Consider the following 16,018-nt stretch of genomic DNA (forward strand, 5'->3'; position numbering starts at 1 on the left):
CCCTTTCTTTTAAGCCCCTCTTAGCTGGTCTTAAAAGAAAGGGTTCTAACTTTGCTCTTTTCGATTGACTTATAGAAGCGTTTAATGCTAAATTTACTAAAGCAGTAATTTACTAAATTACTAAATTCGAAATGATAAGGAGTACAGATACATGAAAATTCCAACACATTTAAAACATAAACCTGTCATCGTGGCAGAAAATTATGCCAATATTGATGGGCGCACTGCTTATCAAACAGATGCACAAGGGCTTTCCCTTGGTCTGGCACAATGGAATGATCGAGGAAAGGTTGATATTTCTGCGAAGGTTTGGCGGCATACAGGTGGCAAGTGGTCTCGCCAATCAGAAGAACTTCCCCTACACCGCGTGCTTGATCTCGCTATTTTAGTATGTGAAACGGAACTTTATTTTAAGGAGGCTTATCGTCATGAGCATTTATATGATGAAGAAAACCCTGTAATTAATCGTGTAGGCTTACAGGGAGATGCCATGACAGTGGAAGTTTGCACAGAAAATGAACAGATTAAAGAGGATATTCAGCTTTTTCAGCAAGCACTTAATAATGATGGTGAGCTAATTGGTGAACGCCTACGCACACTTTCAAGAATCTTAAAAGAAATGGGTTATTAAAACTCAAGAGGAACTTAATGATGAACGAACAAATGTTACAGGATGATCAACAGCTACGCAAAGCTTTTTTAAATTTCTTAATTCCCGTGATGCTAGCGAATGTGCTGCAATCTGTTGGCCAAGTTTTTGCTATGTTTATCGTCGGACGCAATTTAGGGGTCGATGCCCTAGCAGCCATTTCGGCATTTTTTCCATTTTTCTTCTTTTTAATGGCCTTTGCAATTGGCATTGGTTCAGGAAGCTCTATTTTAGTCGGGCAAACATTTGGGGCTGGTAATCATGCCAAAATGAAAGAGGTTGTTGGTGTAACACTCGCCTTTACAACTATTTTATCCATTGCTGTCGCAATTTTTGGTGGCTTTTTCATCGAATGGATTTTACGTTTTATGCAGACACCTGCGAATATTTTAGACATGAGTATTAGTTATGCCAAAATACTTTTCTTCACGTTACCGATTATGTTCTGGTATTTGGTGTATACAACCTTTATGCGAGGAGTCGGTGATTCCAAAACACCTTTTCTATTCTTAGTAATTAGTGTTGTGTTAAATATCGCCTTCCTCCCCCCTTTAGTATTCGGATGGTTGGGGTTGCCTGCGTTCGGCTTAAATGGGGCTGCCTATGCTTCTGTGTTATCAAACCTGGTGACAATGATTCTGTTGTTAGCCTATTTGCATAAGACAAAGCATTTACTACGTTTTGATAAAACAATCTTACAGCATTTTAAATTAAAGAAAGATATTTTAACGTCCTTATTAAAGCTAGCCATTCCATCCAGTATTAGCATGGTTGCCATTTCAGTAGCCGAAATTGCCGTTATTGGCTTTGTGAATGGCTATGGTTCGGATGCTACTGCCGCTTATGGCGTTGTCAATCAGGTAGCTAGCTATGCACAAGTCCCAGCAATGAGTATTGCCATTGCAACATCTGTCTTTGTAGCACAGGCGTTAGGGGCTAATTCTACAGAGATGATTAAAAAAATCCGTCAAATGGGTGTGCGCATTAATTATCTTCTAGGTGGCGCGATCATACTCATTATGTATCTGTTTGCAGAGCCTATTTTGGCTTTCTTTATCGATTCACATGAGACTGTGCTTATTGCCAAGAATTATTTATATATCGCCTTTTGGAGCTATTTAATTTTCGGACACACACAAACTGTTTCTGCTACAATGCGTGCCACTGGTGTCGTATTATGGCCAACTATCTTCTTAGTCATTACGATTTGGGTTGTACAGGTACCATTGGCGTTCCTATTATCTCACCATACGTCACTAGAACTAAATGGCGTTTGGTTAGCCTATCCAATCACCTTCTGCGTCCACTTCATTATGCAATATGCATACTTCAAGCTAGGCTGGCAAAAACGAACATTAAAAGCTATGCTGAGCGAATAAAATGGAAGAGGGCATGCCATATGTGCGTGCCCTCTTTTTATTATGGCAACAAAATAACCAGGCACTCAAAATTGAGCCCTGGTCATTTTGTGAAAAGTGAATGTTACTACTTGCTTTAGTTCTTTTGTATTCTACTAATAGAGTAGTCGTTTAACATTGAAAAAGGTTACAACAAATTTCGAATTTTTTTCTCACTTTTTAGCAGTTACCAAAATAAGGCGAAATATAGAAAACGAACTGTATACTTTGAATACAAATCTCCTTCTAAACCGTATCTAGATGTTTAATTCTCCTTGCAATGCTGTAACTGCTGCGCCTGCAATCAATACCTTGTTGTGTTGAGGGGTCACATAGATTACACCTCCACGTTTAGAAAGCTGCTTGCTGACAAGTTGTTGTTTAGATAATTTCTCACACCAATAAGGGCCTAGTGCGCCATGACTTGATCCATTTACCTGATCCTCATCAATGCCTTGTGCTGGAGAAAAAAAGCGAGATACGATATCGATGTCTTCTTCCTTCGATTGACTAGTTAGGCATATACCTCGAACAGGAAACTGCTTCATCGCAGAAAAGTCAGGTTCAAACTGTACAATTAGGTCTTCATTGCCTACTTCCACGATATAATCCAATTCGGTCCTCCCTACAAAGATGGGCTTACATCCTAACCAGTCCTCCAATGCTGAAGGACATTCCATTTCAGCAATTGGATACGTTTTGATGGCGATTTCCACTCGTTCATGTTGCCACTTGGCATGTAAAGGACCACTTGCTGTATGAAATGTAATTGTGTGCTCCTTTGGCACAATTCCTTGCTGCCAAAGGACAAAGGCACTAGCAAGGGTGCCGTGACCACAAATGGATATTTGCCTATTTGGCGTAAACCATTTCAGCGTAAATTCAACCTGTTTTTTTTCAATAAAGGCTGTTGTCGGGACAGGTATCTCCTTTGCAATTTTTTGCATGGTCTCCTCAGAAACTTCTTCATCTAATAGACATATTGCTGCAGGATTCCCTTTATATAGCTCATTCGTAAATGTATTAATTAGCCAATATGAAATACTAGTCACCGTTCTCCCCTCCTTGCCTCATCATACCTGAAAATTGTTTCATTGGATATAATGTTCCAAATACTATTTCCTCAGCTAGCACTTTATAAAAAAGCCATCTTTTGTCTAAGCTAACACTATAAAATACAACTGAAGAGCAATTCGAGTGGAGAAACCATGAAAACTTATTTCAAATTTTTATTGATCATCGGATTGACGACATTACTCGCAGGATGCTGGGATATTACGGAGCCGCAAAGAATGTACTATATAAATGCAGTAGGTGTAGACTACGAAAACGACGAGTATATTGTCTATTTACAAGTGATTAATTTCGCTGATGTCGCGAAATCTATACAACCTAGCGCAACGGTGGCGCCTGCAGAAGTAGGACGTGCCACTGGTAAAACAATAGAAGAGGCAATTTACAAATTATATCGCTCCTCGGATCAAGAAATTTTTTGGGGGCATATGCGATATATGATTTTTTCAGAGCAGGCTATGGAAAATGAACACATTATTCCTGTCATCGATACATTCATACGCTTTCGTGATACTAGGTATCAAATCTGGGTGTATTGTACAAAAAACCCAGTTGAAGATATATTGCTTGTTACACCAATCTTAAGAAATTCGTTATCCTCATCAAAATTAAGTAACCCAATCAACCCAACAGAACAGGAAACATTTATCGAACCAAAAGACTTAAGAGATGTTGTCATTGGCTTAAATGAGCCAAGTTATGAAGTAACAATTCCTTATGTGTCCATTAAAGACGATTGGGAAACAGATGAGGAGCAAGTTGAGGAAACCTATTTTTCAGGGGTTGGTGTCCTATCGAAAGATGGCTTTAAGGGGTTCGTGCAAGACACTGCGGCTCGCGGCAGTCAATGGATGCATAACTATACAAACCGTGGGGAGATTACCTTTCAATTAAACACAAGTGACCAGGAAGAACTAACGGTCAGTATTGAGAAAATACATGTCGATGTGGAACCACTTGTCAGACAAGAGGCTGTTACATTTGAAGTCAAATTGAGAATCAATGCGACCATCAATGGTTTTAAAGGAAAAGTAACCGAACAGGAGCTGAGAGAGCTTATTGTAAAAGAAGTGAAAAAGGAAATTCAGGAAACCTATAAAGAAGGTCTAAAATTAGATGTGGATATCTATCGATTGTCAGAATATCTCTACCGCGATAACGTCAAGGCTTGGAAAAAGCTTGAGAAAGATGGAAAAATCCCATTATCAGAGGATTCAATTAGTAAAATTGATGTGGATGTAGCCAAAATCAATCCAGGTCGAAAAACTTTTACAGAAACAATAAAAAAATGACCAGATGTCCTCATAGGAATCTGGTCTCCTTATTATTTTATAAGTGAGTATATATAAGTATCATGGGGCACATTATGTTGATGCATATATTTTTTTAATAATCCTTCTTGTTCGAAGCCTATTTTTTGCAATAGTAGATTGGAAGCTTCATTTTTTTTAAATACAATGGCTCCAATACGTACTAAATCCATTTCTTCAAAACCATAGGAAATAGCTCGTTTAACAGCTTCCTGAGCATAGCCATTTCCCCAATATTCAGGAAAAAGGGCGTAGCTGATTTCCGCTCTTCGATGCTCTATTGACCACTCTTGAAAGCCGATTGTACCAATAATTCCTTCTTGATCCTTTAATGCAATGCCCCATTTAATACCACGTTTTTCAGCAAAATTGTTGGCAAAATTTTGAATGATTTGCTGCACTTGAACTAAGCTGGTTAAAGGTTGTTGGCCATAATGGCGCAAAACTTCAGGATTCGAAAAGCACGCAAGCAGAGCTTGTCCATCAGAACTCGTCAATTCCCTTAACACTAATCGTTCAGTATGTAAAATTGGAAACATCATATACCTCTTTTATTGTAGATTTATTAATCAAATTTTACATTTGTCAACTAGCTATTGCAATCCCTATTTCCATTTGATGCCACTTTGTTAAAAGGACAAGGCTAGTTGCCCTGTCCTTTTTGTGCGTGTTAGTTTGCTTGTGCATCCCGACAGAGTAAGTCTACCAGAGCTATCTATACACTCTCTCTACAAATCCCCAATGTTGCACACTACACTACTGTATAAAATTTCCCTATATGTCCACAATAAGTTCAAAATAGTCAATGAGAGGTGAACAGAATGGAACACTTTCCACTCATACATACAAATTTTTGGGATGCCGTCGTTGCAGTCCCTGTAGTTATGATGATTACCCAAATCATTAAGAAAATGTGTCATATAAAGCCTTTTTGGGTTCCAACCATTGCACTAGTTGTCGGCTTATTCATTTCTATTTTCATCAGCCACCGACATAATCTTCTTGCAGGACTATTCATGGGCTGGTTTTATGGCTATGCAGCAATTGGAAGTTATGCCTCCTTAAAAACCTCTTATCTTACCTATAAGCAAAAGAAGAGAAGAAAACAGAAGTATACTGCTCCTTAATGGTGACTATTACTCCTACATGTACAAAAGTTTATACTAAATTTCAACAAAAATACTTTATAAATTTCATACTTGTTACATTACCTTTTGACAAACAATGAATTGGAGAGGAGGAAAAAATATTTCTGAATGAGATCTTACACCTAAAGAAAACAATGCTATTTGAGCTAGACAGAAAAAATTCAAGCGCCCTGCAAGCCAATTAGATATACTAAATATGACGGTAGCAATCACTCTTGAACTAGAAAAAGAAACAACTCAAATTCAGGAAACATTTCGTTTGAACAATTAGGGATTAATGAGCAATTACCTAGCGATGAAATAAAAAAACAAATTGATCATCTATTTAAAAATTGGGTATGTGATCGTCTCAACCTATCCTCTAGCATCGTTTTAGAAGAGGATAAATGACCGTTGTATCACCTTTTACTTTAGAATTTCATTACTTGTTCTCGCAAGGTGGTAATGAAGACTCGGATTTGTTCCATCGTCACAATAATACATAATGCAGGCCCACATTCTCTTGCACCATGATGATTCTTCTCATAAGCATCTAGTACAAATACTAATTTATAACGTTGCTCTGTTTCCTCCCTCTCCTCTTCAGGAATTTGAAAAATACCGTATCAAGGAAAAAAATATTCACCATAATGTGGGATATGATAGATGCATAGGCCAGGATCATGCGGCTCCAGCATACTTAAATAAGCAGGCTCCAATTTTGCTATGTCTTCTAATAATTGAAGGAAATCTCTTTTTAAACAATAAATCTCAGTATTTATCGCTGGGAAAGCTGGCCCAAAGCGAAATTCAATACGAAACTTTACACTTTCCTCGTTCACCATTAAAATATCTAGCTCTACCTCACAACTCGGATGACTCGAATCATCTTTTAAAATTGCCACTATACCGCCCCTTACACTTGCTGAATCGTTGTTCTCTCTACAATATACTACGAAATTATCATTTTACCAAAAAAACGAAATTATACATATTTATGTATGGTATAATAGTTTTTATTCATTTTTGGGAGGTGAAGGTGTTGAAAAGATATTTGTTGACAAGCATTGTAGTAGGAGCCATCTTCCTAACAGGCTGTGAAAATGATGACAAAGCAGCCTTACCACTATCTACATCAGTAGATAAACAAATAATAGCAATGGAATCTGTCATGGCACCTGTTCCATTAGTTTTAACGCTACCACAGAAAGAATACTACTATAAAGAATATTCGGCTATTGTCAATAAACTAAATGAAGAATATGGTACAGGCTTTAAGCTAGATCCCATTACAACATTTTCAGCAAATTATTGGCTTGAATTAAAAGATTTTGAAGACATGTTAAAAGGCAGAATAGACACTTCTTATGTCGTGGTCGATAATAAGGAAGTTTTTTCTCCAGTTAAAGTACCAAAATTCGTTGAATTACATATGGGGGCACATCGAACAATCATTCGTGTTGATGGTTCATTTGACACCCAACTAAGCATGGACATTCCTGGTGGAAGACAGTTATTTTCGGTTATGCATTCCTTGTCTTCTAAAATTGAACAGGGTAAAGGCTACTGGACGCAAACGAGGTATGACCCTTCCATTAAAGATCATGGCAGTGCTTACAATATTGCAATCGGTGGCTACTATTCATATAATGGTGTATCCTCACCTCATATTATTGAGATCGAGTATTATTGTAATATACATGGTGGCATTACTTAATAACTAGCAATAGGCTTGCCTGTAATCTTTTTCACAGACAAGCCTTATTCTTTTATAGGATAGCCTCTATTCCTTTCATCATATCAAGAGCGCCCTTAGATTTATTGGAACATACGACAACTTTGATGGAAGAAGCAGGATAATAGGCTGAATGGAAGCACACGCCAGGATCATACCCCATCACATGGTATTTCAGTATTGCTTGTTCACTATTCTTCTTAATCCATACACCATAGCCATAACAATCATTTTCATTCAGTTCGACATGAGGCATTAACAGTTGATTCGTTAACTCTTCATTTAAAAGTTCGAAATTCATAAGTGCACTCCAGAACTTTGCCATATCCTTCCCTGTTACGAATGCTCCCCCATCAGAACCCCCTTTTACAGGTAAAGAATAGATATTTGTTTTCCAAGTTCCATCTGGGTTGTCTATGTACCCTAATGCTGTATTAGCTGGCAAAGAATCTAACGAAAAATAGCCTGATTCCGTCATATTCACCCGATCGAAAAGATGTTGTTGAATGTAAGCGGAAAAATCCATACCAGTTGCATGCTCTACAATTAACCCTAATACAATATATCCTGCATTATTATAGTGAAATCGCTCACCAACTTTATACTTCATTGGACGATTCTGAAATAATGGTAAAAAATCTCGCAATGTTCGAAGCTGGTACATCGGATTTTCAACCCATAACGCTTCAAAATTCTCCATTTCTTCCTCATCAAAATAATCGGGTATTCCTGACGTATGTGTTAGCAGATGAGCGATGGTTACTTGCTCATCGAAGTGCTTAAATAGTTGAGGCAGACAATCGCATAATTTCGTATCAAATGCTAGCTTCCCTTTTTCAATAAGCTGACAAATAGCGACTGCAGTAAAAATTTTACAGCCAGAGGCAATGCCAAAACGAGTTTTTGCATGATTGTCGATTTGTTCTGAGCGATTCGCATAGCCAAAACTTTGGCTGACTAAGGCAACCTTCTCCTGATTTTCCACTAGCACCGTTCCTGAAAAATTAACCTTCTCTTGTATGTCGATAAGAATATTTTGTAATTTTGTTTGCATAGATATTCTCCTGATTTTCTTAAAATTACTAAATAATAGCTTTTTTATTTTAACAATATCGTTTTGAACATATTTTTACAAGTCTATTTCGTTTCAATCCTGAAGATCCGCATAATCATGTAACGGAAGGAAACAATAAGAAAAAAGAGGATGTGTCGCTGTGGAATTTTTTCATAGTCAAGAATCACTTACTGCTATTCAATGGATTCTCCGAGCCATTGTCGCTTTTTTCTTCCTACTTTTCGCAACAAAAATTATGGGACAGCGCTCTATTTCTCAGTTAAGAATGCTGGATTTTGCAATGGCTATCACACTTGGGAATATTATCGCACATCCCTTATCTGATGAAGGTTTAGGAATGAAGGGTTCCATGATTACCATGGCCGTTTTAGTTGCGCTCTACCTCATCGGTGTTTTTTTGAGCCTAAAATGGGTTGCCTTTCGTCATTTGATAGACTCCCCGCCGATTCCCCTGATTAAAAATGGGCAAATTATTAGCGCCAACTTACAAAAGGCTAGAATATCTGTTGATTTACTTTTATCAGAGTTAAGAAAAGAAAAAATTGAAGAAGTTCAAAATGTAGCACTCGCTTTATGGGAACCAGACGGATCGATCTCTAGTTTTTTGCATACACCCTACCAAACACCAACACGAGCAGATATAAGTGTACAGTCTAATCCTTTTTTTCTTCCCACGGTTCTTATTAAAGAGGGAAAAATTGATTACCATGAGTTGAATAAAACAACGCTAACCGAGAGTTGGTTAAAAGACCAACTATCAACTTATAACATTGATGTAAAGGATGTCCTATTAGCAACAATCAACCAGAATAATAAATTGCATATTTTCCCTTATTAACTTCCCCTCCAAAACTCAAAAGTTAAAACGCGTAATTAAACTGTATTAAAAAGTATCGTTGCTGAAACACCGTTTGAAAATGCTCCTCCCGTTGTACTTACTTGTACAGAGAGAAGTGTACAACTATTAACAGGGTAATTTGCAATCACTTTTGCACAACAATTGGGTGTTGTAGATGAATTTGGTCCTGACACGCTCGCAATGATACCTGTAGCAACGCTAGTAAATCCGCAATTTGTGCTGATAAATATTTGTGCTGAAGCGGTTTGACCTGCGATGAGAGCATGGTCGCGAATATTCAATGTTAAGCTTCTAATTGTAGCATTTTCAGGAATAACAATTGAACTTCTCACGAATGAAGCTGACGAATTACCAGTACCCAGAAAATCATTATTACCAACTGATTGATCTGTAGAGAGGAAAACTTCCATCAAACCTGAACCACTTGGACCTGTTGTTCCAGTAACACCTGTAGTCCCTCTTGCGCCAGTCGCTCCTGTGCTTCCTGTTACGCCTTGGGCTCCTGTTACCCCTGTTATCCCCTGTGAACCTGTTGCTCCTGTACTCCCTGTTACGCCCTGGACTCCTGTCGCCCCTGTTATTCCCTGTGAACCTGTTGCTCCTGTACTCCCTGTTACGCCCTGGACTCCTGTCGCCCCTGTTATTCCCTGTGAACCTGTTGCTCCTGTACTCCCTGTTACGCCCTGGACTCCTGTTGCCCCTGTTATTCCCTGTGAACCTGTTGCTCCTGTGCTTCCTGTTACGCCTTGGGCTCCTGTTACCCCTGTTATTCCCTGTGAACCAGTTGCGCCTGTGCTTCCTGTTACGCCTTGGACTCCTGTTGCCCCTGTTATTCCCTGTGAACCAGTTGCTCCTGTACTCCCGGTTACGCCTTGGACTCCTGTCGCCCCTGTTATTCCCTGTGAACCAGTCGCTCCTGTGCTTCCTGTTACGCCTTGGGCTCCTGTTGCTCCTGTTATTCCCGCAAGTCCTCGAAGTCCAGTGGCCCCTATTATTCCCTGTGGACCCGTTACTCCTGCTACTCCTTGGAGACCCATTTCTCCCTGCGGACCGGTTGCCCCCGTTACTCCTGCTACTCCTTGGAGACCCATTTCTCCCTGTGGACCCGTTGCTCCCGTTACTCCTGCTACTCCTTGAGGTCCTATTTCTCCCTGTGGACCCGTTGCTCCCGTTACTCCTGCTACTCCTTGGAGACCCATTTCTCCCTGTGGACCTGTTGCCCCCGTCACTCCTGCTACTCCCTGAGGGCCTATTTCTCCCTGCGGACCTGTTGCCCCCGTTACTCCTTGGAGACCCATTTCTCCCTGTGAACCCGTTGCTCCCGTTACTCCTGCTACTCCTTGGAGACCCATTTCTCCCTGTGGACCTGTTGCCCCCGTCACTCCAGCTACTCCCTGAGGGCCTATTTCTCCCTGTGGACCTGTTGCCCCCGTCACTCCTGCTACTCCCTGAGGGCCTATTTCTCCCTGCGGACCTGATGCTCCCGTTACTCCTGCTACTCCTTGGAGACCCATTTCTCCCAGTGGACCCGTTGCTCCCGTTACTCCTGCTACTCCTTGAGGGCCTATTTCTCCCTGTGAACCCGTTGCTCCCGTTACTCCTGCTACCCCTTGAGGTCCTATTTCTCCCTGTGGACCCGTTGCTCCCGTTACTCCTGCTACTCCTTGGAGACCCATTTCTCCCTGTGGACCTGTTGCTCCCGTTACTCCTGCTACTCCTTGAGGTCCTGGTGCTCCTGGGGGACCTTGTGCTCCTGTAGCACCAGTAGCTCCTGTTGCTCCTGTTACACCGATTGGATCCTCAATACCATAAACATATGGGTAGCCATTACACCCAAATTCATTACATTTATATTTCATTGGATAATTACATTTTGCATCACATTTAAAATTATCAAAATTACGATTGTAACTAAACCTCAATGCGACTTCACCTCCTGTCCCTTTTTATCATATTCAAAAGTCTACTTATTGAGATAATTAATGTACCTAGAATATTAGAATGAATTAACTATGTATCTTAAAATAAAAAGAACATTAGGCCATGTAGAACCCAATGCTCAATAATATGTTTCAACCTTATTCATTTGTCTTTGCCATTTCTCGGTAAGCTGCAAATTTAGGTAGTTTATGCTGGATATACCATTCCATCACTATTAAATTTGGCACCCAGCATAGCCAAGCGATAGAGGCATAACTATACTCAAAATTATCAAAGCCAAATACTACCGTAAACAAAGGGAGTCAAATTCGCAATGTGACAGCTGCGAAGGTTAAAGCATAATTTCTTAGCATCCATTTCTGATGGCCTTGGATATTTCTTTTTTTAATATGGACCAGCGCTTGAAACATGATGAAGAGCCACCCTATGGCTAATAAATCAAAGCCTAGCTGTGCTACCCATCCCCCTGTTGCGTTCAGCGCTAAATAAAGTCCTGCCAAGCCCACCAAACAAAATACTAACTATATAGATATTGCCTAGTAGTCTATGGCGTTTCACATTTTTCTCTCGTAACTTAGATGACAACGTAAAAGGACCAATGACGAGGGCTAATATACCGAATACCATATGTATATAGAGCATGATATACCAAAATGAATGCAATGTTGCACTAAGCATAAGCTTTAATTGAACAAATCCCGCCTGCCGTGCATCGAATAGTAAATATTGAACAACCGAATAGCCTGCTATGAACAATGCCAAGCCACAAACAATCCACCACAATTTTTGTTTCATTTTTATAGCTCCTTTATATGTTAGCGTACCATTCAAATCTCCGATCTTTTAACACAGACAAATAACAGGGCGTAAAAAGCATATAAGTGGACGTTTATCGACAGTACAACGAATTGACCATTAGGTAGTGCAGGTTAATAGACAGCCAAAACGCTCCACTCCAGGGTATTTTTCTCCTAAACTTGTAATGTGAAAGCCGAGATTTTTATAAAAAATCACTGCGTCTTGATCTGTTTCTGCATAAATGGAAGAAAAAGCATGATGTTCTTCTACATACCGAATCATCTCACGTCCAATGCCTTTTCCACGAAAAACGGGCGATACGGCAATATGTTTAATTTCACAGCGATTTTCCTCTCCTTTAACGATTCCTATACAACCGACTAAATCTTGCTCGATGGTATAGCCATACAACACTCTTTCAGGATTTTCGATATACAATGGATATTCCCTATCCACTTTCTTTTCGGAAGTAGCATAGGATAATAATGTTTTCACTTCGGGTTGAATCTTGCTTGAATGGATCATTTTCATGGAATTATACCTTTCTTGCGGTTCATTTTAACTTACTAATAATACCTTTAAATTACTATATTTGTAAATAATACTTTGATACTTCCATAATATACTAAAACATTATCTTTTATGTTATGATCACTTAAAAGTTGAGGAGGGGAGTCCCTTGCTGGTTAAAGGCTATAAATTTAGTTTACCGCCCTTTTATTGGCTACTTTTCATACCCATCTTTTTGGGGACGAGTTACAAAGCATTATTTTTTGATTGGCACATACAAACATATACTTTTCATGAGTTAGAAGATTTCGGTCGTTATGTAATGATACTAGCAACAAGCTTGATTGAAGCTTTTATTTATCTACTCATTTTTCGATTGATTGTCTATTTGCTTCAACTAGTATTTCGACAGTCTAATAGAAATCATAGCTAATGAGTAGGAGGAAGAAATTATGACATTTAAGGGTAGCCAACTACTCGGCATACCCTATTTCTTTTTCCACCTCAGCTAGGATTGAAGTGATTCCATGTAATGATTTCCGCTTCATCTACGTTGACATTGCCTAAGCTGAAGAGATGCGGAATATACGCAAAAAGCCCAAAGTTCTTCCCTTTTTCTTTCTCCGTTTGGAAATAGTCTACAGTTGCTGATGGTAGCTGTTCTAGTTCTCTATAATCAGGTAACGACAGTAGTTTTATATCCTCTGCAGCAATTGCCCCTGCTGGCCCTTTATAGTGTTCCTTGGAATACAGGTACATCGCATTACGATTAACCGCTAGTTTTTGGATTGGAATTTGATAAAACATTAGGCTTTCTCTCGTTTCAATACCAAGCTCTGTTAAAGCCTTATATAGATGACTAGGATGGATTGGTAGGAAATGAACAACATCATTCCACAAGCAATTTAAGTGAGGAATTTCTTTCATGAATAATTTCGGTCTCTCAGGATGATCAAAATATTTTTTCGAATATCGTTCATATAAATGTGGAAATAATGCCCCTAACCTATTTAGTGGCATGAGCTCATGACCCACCATTTCCCTTGGAACCATATGATAAACATATCTCTGCATGACAAGCACCTCCACCTAACTAATTCTTCGAACATTTAGAAATTCCTGTTACAATCATTGTATAAATAGAAAGTAGGTGCACAATGGAATTATTAGTTATCATTCTTATTTTTGCGGGGATTTTTGCTATATATGATTCGATTAGACGAGTTAACAATTCTATTTTGGAGCAAACGGAGGAACTAAAGAAATTACGAGAGGAACTGAACAGTAAGAATAAAAATTAGAGGGGCTAATACTTTTGCTTTGGATAATCAATTGAATTAGCAATATCAATCAAGACTTCAGCCGTTACTTGATCTGCCACATCTCGATCAATACTAAAGACATATTGCCAATTGTCTCTTTCAAACACGAGTAAATGAAAACCAATTCGTGGATTTTCAATATAGGCTGCCTCACTGCCATTTTTCAACTTAAATACATCTATTTTATATTTTTCAAATGACATTTTATGCTGAACTGGTCGAACCTTGATTTTGAAATGATTTTGTGGCAATTGATCACTGATCATTACCACCTCCAGCTGATCATTCATTTCTCCTTCTAAATCACTAAACCTTCCAAAGTGATGCGTAAAGCTGATTGGCGGTACTCGTAGGGGTAGCTTCAGCTCTTTATTATAGTGGTGTTCGAACTCTTTTACGGCTATTTCTACTGTTTTATAGCCGATTTCAGGAAGAAATTCTTCAAGAGGTTGTGGCGAATCACTGTCCTTTGCAAAAACCAAATTAAAAGTGGAAACATACGTAAATAAAGCTAGTCCAATAAGAATACGCTTAGTCACATTTTACCGCTCCTCTAACCTATTTAGATATAGGTTAACCTACAGAATCAGAATTATGCTGACATAACACTAACATGGCGTAGTCTTATCGTTAAAAATGGACGTAAAGTAGCGAAGTGTCGGTACTACGTTATTCGCGTGAAGCATCTTTTCAAGCTCTAGCTTTGTGACCCATTGAACTGCTGTCACTTCCTCCTCCTGAAGTTTTGTGTCACTAATTTCAAAGCTTTGCTCAAATAACCAAACGTCATAAAAATCATTGAAACAATCACGTCGTTCACTCTTTACTAATTGTCCATTGGTCCTCAATAATGATATCCCTATTTCCTCTTCTACCTCACGAATAGCCCCGTCCAAACTGCTTTCACCCGTTACTATAGAGCCTCCTGGACATTCCCATAAATGAGGATAATGTTTATTGGGATGGCTTTTTGTTAAAAGGAATTCTCCCTTGTTATTGCGAATCCATACGTGCACAACGATATGGTAATCTTCAGCTGCTAATGCTGTCCCACGTACATGACGCTTATGTGTTTTTTGGAGATTTTTATCATAGAGATCCCAGACTTCCATAGAGCACCTCATTTCTGAATTTGAACAAGCACATACTGCTTCGTCCACATTTCCGTTGTCACAATAGAACGTTCCCCATTTTTTTCGAAAAATAACCCGCTCCCCTCTTTTTCAAGAAATGCCCATCCTTCATTAGCCATCATTTGCTGAATGTCCTCGTCCACCTTCTGTATGCCCCTAGCTGAAATGGCTGCGAGGTACCAAGTTGCCTTCTTATCATTGGAGAGCGCCACTAAATCAAAGGGGGATGCATTTAATTTTTGTATAGCTTCCTTTGGTGTAAGGGAATCGATTGGCAAAGGAGGGTATAATAATTTATTGCTATCAATAAAGACCCCACTTACTACGAAAAGAGCTGCTATTAGTAAACCTATTTTTTTCAAAGTTCACCCTCCTCCTTGTCTGGTTAAGAATCGGCTGCTAAAATTTATCTGTAAAAGAGAGCTTCTATTTTGAAGCGGTCATACTTTATTTTTTTTATTCTATATGAATTGGAAAATCTCCTAAAGCATCTTTCTAAATTTATTTTATCCTTGTAGCGAGTATAGCAGACGATTAAGTTGTTACGTATATCTCTGTAGCCATTAAATGAGGGTGATTTAACCAAAATTCTCGTACCTTATCGGGCTTTCCTTTCTACTCTTCAGGAAAATGCTCTTCAGGTGTAAAATCATCCATTAATAACATGCCACCCATGCCTAGGATGTCAAATGAGCGTTCAGCCTCAATCGTTTTGGCTGCTGCCGCATCTGCAAAAATAAATTGAAAGGGACCACTTTGAATCATCTCTTTCCAATCCCCATAAACAAACTCTGCCTGGGCATGATGGATATTTTGACTAATAAGCTTTATCTTATCCTTTGAATGATCGACGGATATAAAATGTATAGATCGAGGAATGCTAGAGAGTATCCAGGAACTGCCTACACCATAACCAGTACCTATCTCCAATATTTTTCCTGTTTTTATTTGTCCAACAAGAACTGATAAGAGCCTGCCAACCTCATCTGTACAGGAATGTTCAAAATGATGTTTTTTTGCCAAAGCCTTACTCAATTGCACCAATTCAGGTATTTCCCTATTCGACAACTATGCTGATCTGCTTGAAT

Annotated in this window: 17 protein-coding genes and 1 pseudogene; 6 read left to right on the forward strand and 12 right to left on the reverse strand. The window is 39.0% G+C overall.

What is annotated here, in order from left to right:
* The first annotated feature begins 151 nt into the window (after nt 1–151).
* Both AAJG31_RS02490 and AAJG31_RS02495 read left to right on the forward strand, forming a co-directional pair.
* Nucleotides 152–631 (forward strand): DUF6530 family protein, encoded by a 480-nt coding sequence (locus AAJG31_RS02490; RefSeq protein WP_016994140.1) that lies wholly within the window; start codon nt 152–154, stop codon nt 629–631.
* Between the two features lie 17 nt (nt 632–648).
* Nucleotides 649–2,028 (forward strand): MATE family efflux transporter, encoded by a 1,380-nt coding sequence (locus AAJG31_RS02495; RefSeq protein WP_279494924.1) that lies wholly within the window; start codon nt 649–651, stop codon nt 2,026–2,028.
* Nucleotides 2,029–2,303: 275 nt separating this feature from the next.
* Here the strand turns inward: AAJG31_RS02495 and AAJG31_RS02500 are convergent, their stop codons facing one another.
* Nucleotides 2,304–3,098 (reverse strand): PhzF family phenazine biosynthesis protein, encoded by a 795-nt coding sequence (locus AAJG31_RS02500; protein ID WP_279494922.1) that lies wholly within the window; start codon nt 3,096–3,098, stop codon nt 2,304–2,306.
* Nucleotides 3,099–3,254: 156 nt separating this feature from the next.
* Between AAJG31_RS02500 and AAJG31_RS02505 the strand changes: the two genes are divergently transcribed.
* Entirely contained in the window at nt 3,255–4,412 is a 1,158-nt protein-coding gene (locus tag AAJG31_RS02505; RefSeq protein WP_279494919.1) for a Ger(x)C family spore germination protein, read from the forward strand.
* A gap of 32 nt (nt 4,413–4,444) precedes the next feature.
* On the opposite strand, the gene AAJG31_RS02510 is transcribed toward AAJG31_RS02505, so the two are convergent.
* Nucleotides 4,445–4,969, reverse strand: coding sequence for a GNAT family N-acetyltransferase (locus tag AAJG31_RS02510; protein WP_279494918.1), 525 nt, complete (start codon nt 4,967–4,969; stop codon nt 4,445–4,447).
* 282 nt (nt 4,970–5,251) lie between these two features.
* On the opposite strand from AAJG31_RS02510, the gene AAJG31_RS02515 reads away from it, so the two are divergent.
* Nucleotides 5,252–5,557, forward strand: coding sequence for a hypothetical protein (locus AAJG31_RS02515; protein WP_279494916.1), 306 nt, complete (start codon nt 5,252–5,254; stop codon nt 5,555–5,557).
* Between the two features lie 626 nt (nt 5,558–6,183).
* Here the strand turns inward: AAJG31_RS02515 and AAJG31_RS02520 are convergent.
* Nucleotides 6,184–6,462, reverse strand: a complete 279-nt coding sequence (locus AAJG31_RS02520) for a hypothetical protein (protein WP_279494914.1) — start codon at nt 6,460–6,462, stop codon at nt 6,184–6,186.
* Between the two features lie 134 nt (nt 6,463–6,596).
* Here AAJG31_RS02520 and AAJG31_RS02525 point away from each other — a divergent pair, with 134 nt between their 5' ends.
* The gene (locus AAJG31_RS02525; RefSeq protein WP_279494912.1) at nt 6,597–7,274 is read left to right on the forward strand and encodes a hypothetical protein; all 678 of its coding nucleotides are present in this window, start codon (nt 6,597–6,599) and stop codon (nt 7,272–7,274) included.
* A gap of 52 nt (nt 7,275–7,326) precedes the next feature.
* Here AAJG31_RS02525 and AAJG31_RS02530 read toward each other — a convergent pair whose 3' ends face one another.
* Complete coding sequence (locus AAJG31_RS02530) at nt 7,327–8,346, reverse strand: serine hydrolase (RefSeq protein WP_054548637.1); 1,020 nt, start codon at nt 8,344–8,346, stop codon at nt 7,327–7,329.
* 160 nt (nt 8,347–8,506) lie between these two features.
* Here AAJG31_RS02530 and AAJG31_RS02535 point away from each other — a divergent pair, with 160 nt between their 5' ends.
* Nucleotides 8,507–9,205 carry a DUF421 domain-containing protein gene (locus tag AAJG31_RS02535; RefSeq protein WP_048392970.1) on the forward strand — a complete coding sequence of 233 codons (699 nt, stop codon included), beginning with the start codon at nt 8,507–8,509 and terminating at the stop codon, nt 9,203–9,205.
* Nucleotides 9,206–9,240: 35 nt separating this feature from the next.
* Here AAJG31_RS02535 and AAJG31_RS02540 read toward each other — a convergent pair whose 3' ends face one another.
* The 8 genes and pseudogenes from AAJG31_RS02540 to AAJG31_RS02575 all read right to left on the reverse strand — a co-directional run bounded on the left by AAJG31_RS02540 (nt 9,241) and on the right by AAJG31_RS02575 (nt 15,953).
* Nucleotides 9,241–11,148 (reverse strand): exosporium protein, encoded by a 1,908-nt coding sequence (locus tag AAJG31_RS02540; RefSeq protein WP_305210582.1) that lies wholly within the window; start codon nt 11,146–11,148, stop codon nt 9,241–9,243.
* A 156-nt stretch (nt 11,149–11,304) separates the two neighbouring features.
* A pseudogene (locus AAJG31_RS02545) lies at nt 11,305–11,962 on the reverse strand (DUF2306 domain-containing protein).
* 120 nt (nt 11,963–12,082) lie between these two features.
* A complete protein-coding gene (locus AAJG31_RS02550; protein WP_279494906.1) occupies nt 12,083–12,496 on the reverse strand; it encodes a GNAT family N-acetyltransferase in 414 nt (137 codons plus the stop codon).
* Nucleotides 12,497–12,979: 483 nt separating this feature from the next.
* Complete coding sequence (locus tag AAJG31_RS02555) at nt 12,980–13,549, reverse strand: group-specific protein (protein WP_279494904.1); 570 nt, start codon at nt 13,547–13,549, stop codon at nt 12,980–12,982.
* A gap of 232 nt (nt 13,550–13,781) precedes the next feature.
* Nucleotides 13,782–14,336 (reverse strand): hypothetical protein, encoded by a 555-nt coding sequence (locus AAJG31_RS02560; RefSeq protein ID WP_279494903.1) that lies wholly within the window; start codon nt 14,334–14,336, stop codon nt 13,782–13,784.
* Nucleotides 14,337–14,405: 69 nt separating this feature from the next.
* Nucleotides 14,406–14,909 carry an NUDIX domain-containing protein gene (locus AAJG31_RS02565; RefSeq protein WP_279494902.1) on the reverse strand — a complete coding sequence of 168 codons (504 nt, stop codon included), beginning with the start codon at nt 14,907–14,909 and terminating at the stop codon, nt 14,406–14,408.
* Nucleotides 14,910–14,917: 8 nt separating this feature from the next.
* Nucleotides 14,918–15,292 (reverse strand): hypothetical protein, encoded by a 375-nt coding sequence (locus AAJG31_RS02570; protein WP_279494901.1) that lies wholly within the window; start codon nt 15,290–15,292, stop codon nt 14,918–14,920.
* Between the two features lie 253 nt (nt 15,293–15,545).
* Nucleotides 15,546–15,953: a class I SAM-dependent methyltransferase gene (locus tag AAJG31_RS02575; RefSeq protein ID WP_279494900.1), complete on the reverse strand. Its 408-nt coding sequence runs from the start codon at nt 15,951–15,953 to the stop codon at nt 15,546–15,548.
* Nucleotides 15,954–16,018 lie beyond the last annotated feature (65 nt).

This window comes from Lysinibacillus sp. BS3, from assembly GCF_039614735.1.
Taxonomy (GTDB): domain Bacteria; phylum Bacillota; class Bacilli; order Bacillales_A; family Planococcaceae; genus Lysinibacillus; species Lysinibacillus capsici.

Bases quoted from the DNA above. Each gene is read 5' to 3' on its own strand.
- AAJG31_RS02505 (WP_279494919.1), top strand. From the start codon at position 3,255: ATGAAAACTTATTTCAAATTTTTATTGATCATCGGATTGACGACATTA.
- AAJG31_RS02510 (WP_279494918.1), bottom strand. From the start codon at position 4,969: ATGTTTCCAATTTTACATACTGAACGATTAGTGTTAAGGGAATTGACG.
- AAJG31_RS02565 (WP_279494902.1), bottom strand. From the start codon at position 14,909: ATGGAAGTCTGGGATCTCTATGATAAAAATCTCCAAAAAACACATAAG.
- AAJG31_RS02530 (WP_054548637.1), bottom strand. From the start codon at position 8,346: ATGCAAACAAAATTACAAAATATTCTTATCGACATACAAGAGAAGGTT.
- AAJG31_RS02555 (WP_279494904.1), bottom strand. From the start codon at position 13,549: ATGCAGAGATATGTTTATCATATGGTTCCAAGGGAAATGGTGGGTCAT.
- AAJG31_RS02515 (WP_279494916.1), top strand. From the start codon at position 5,252: ATGGAACACTTTCCACTCATACATACAAATTTTTGGGATGCCGTCGTT.
- AAJG31_RS02550 (WP_279494906.1), bottom strand. From the start codon at position 12,496: ATGAAAATGATCCATTCAAGCAAGATTCAACCCGAAGTGAAAACATTA.
- AAJG31_RS02490 (WP_016994140.1), top strand. From the start codon at position 152: ATGAAAATTCCAACACATTTAAAACATAAACCTGTCATCGTGGCAGAA.
- AAJG31_RS02495 (WP_279494924.1), top strand. From the start codon at position 649: ATGATGAACGAACAAATGTTACAGGATGATCAACAGCTACGCAAAGCT.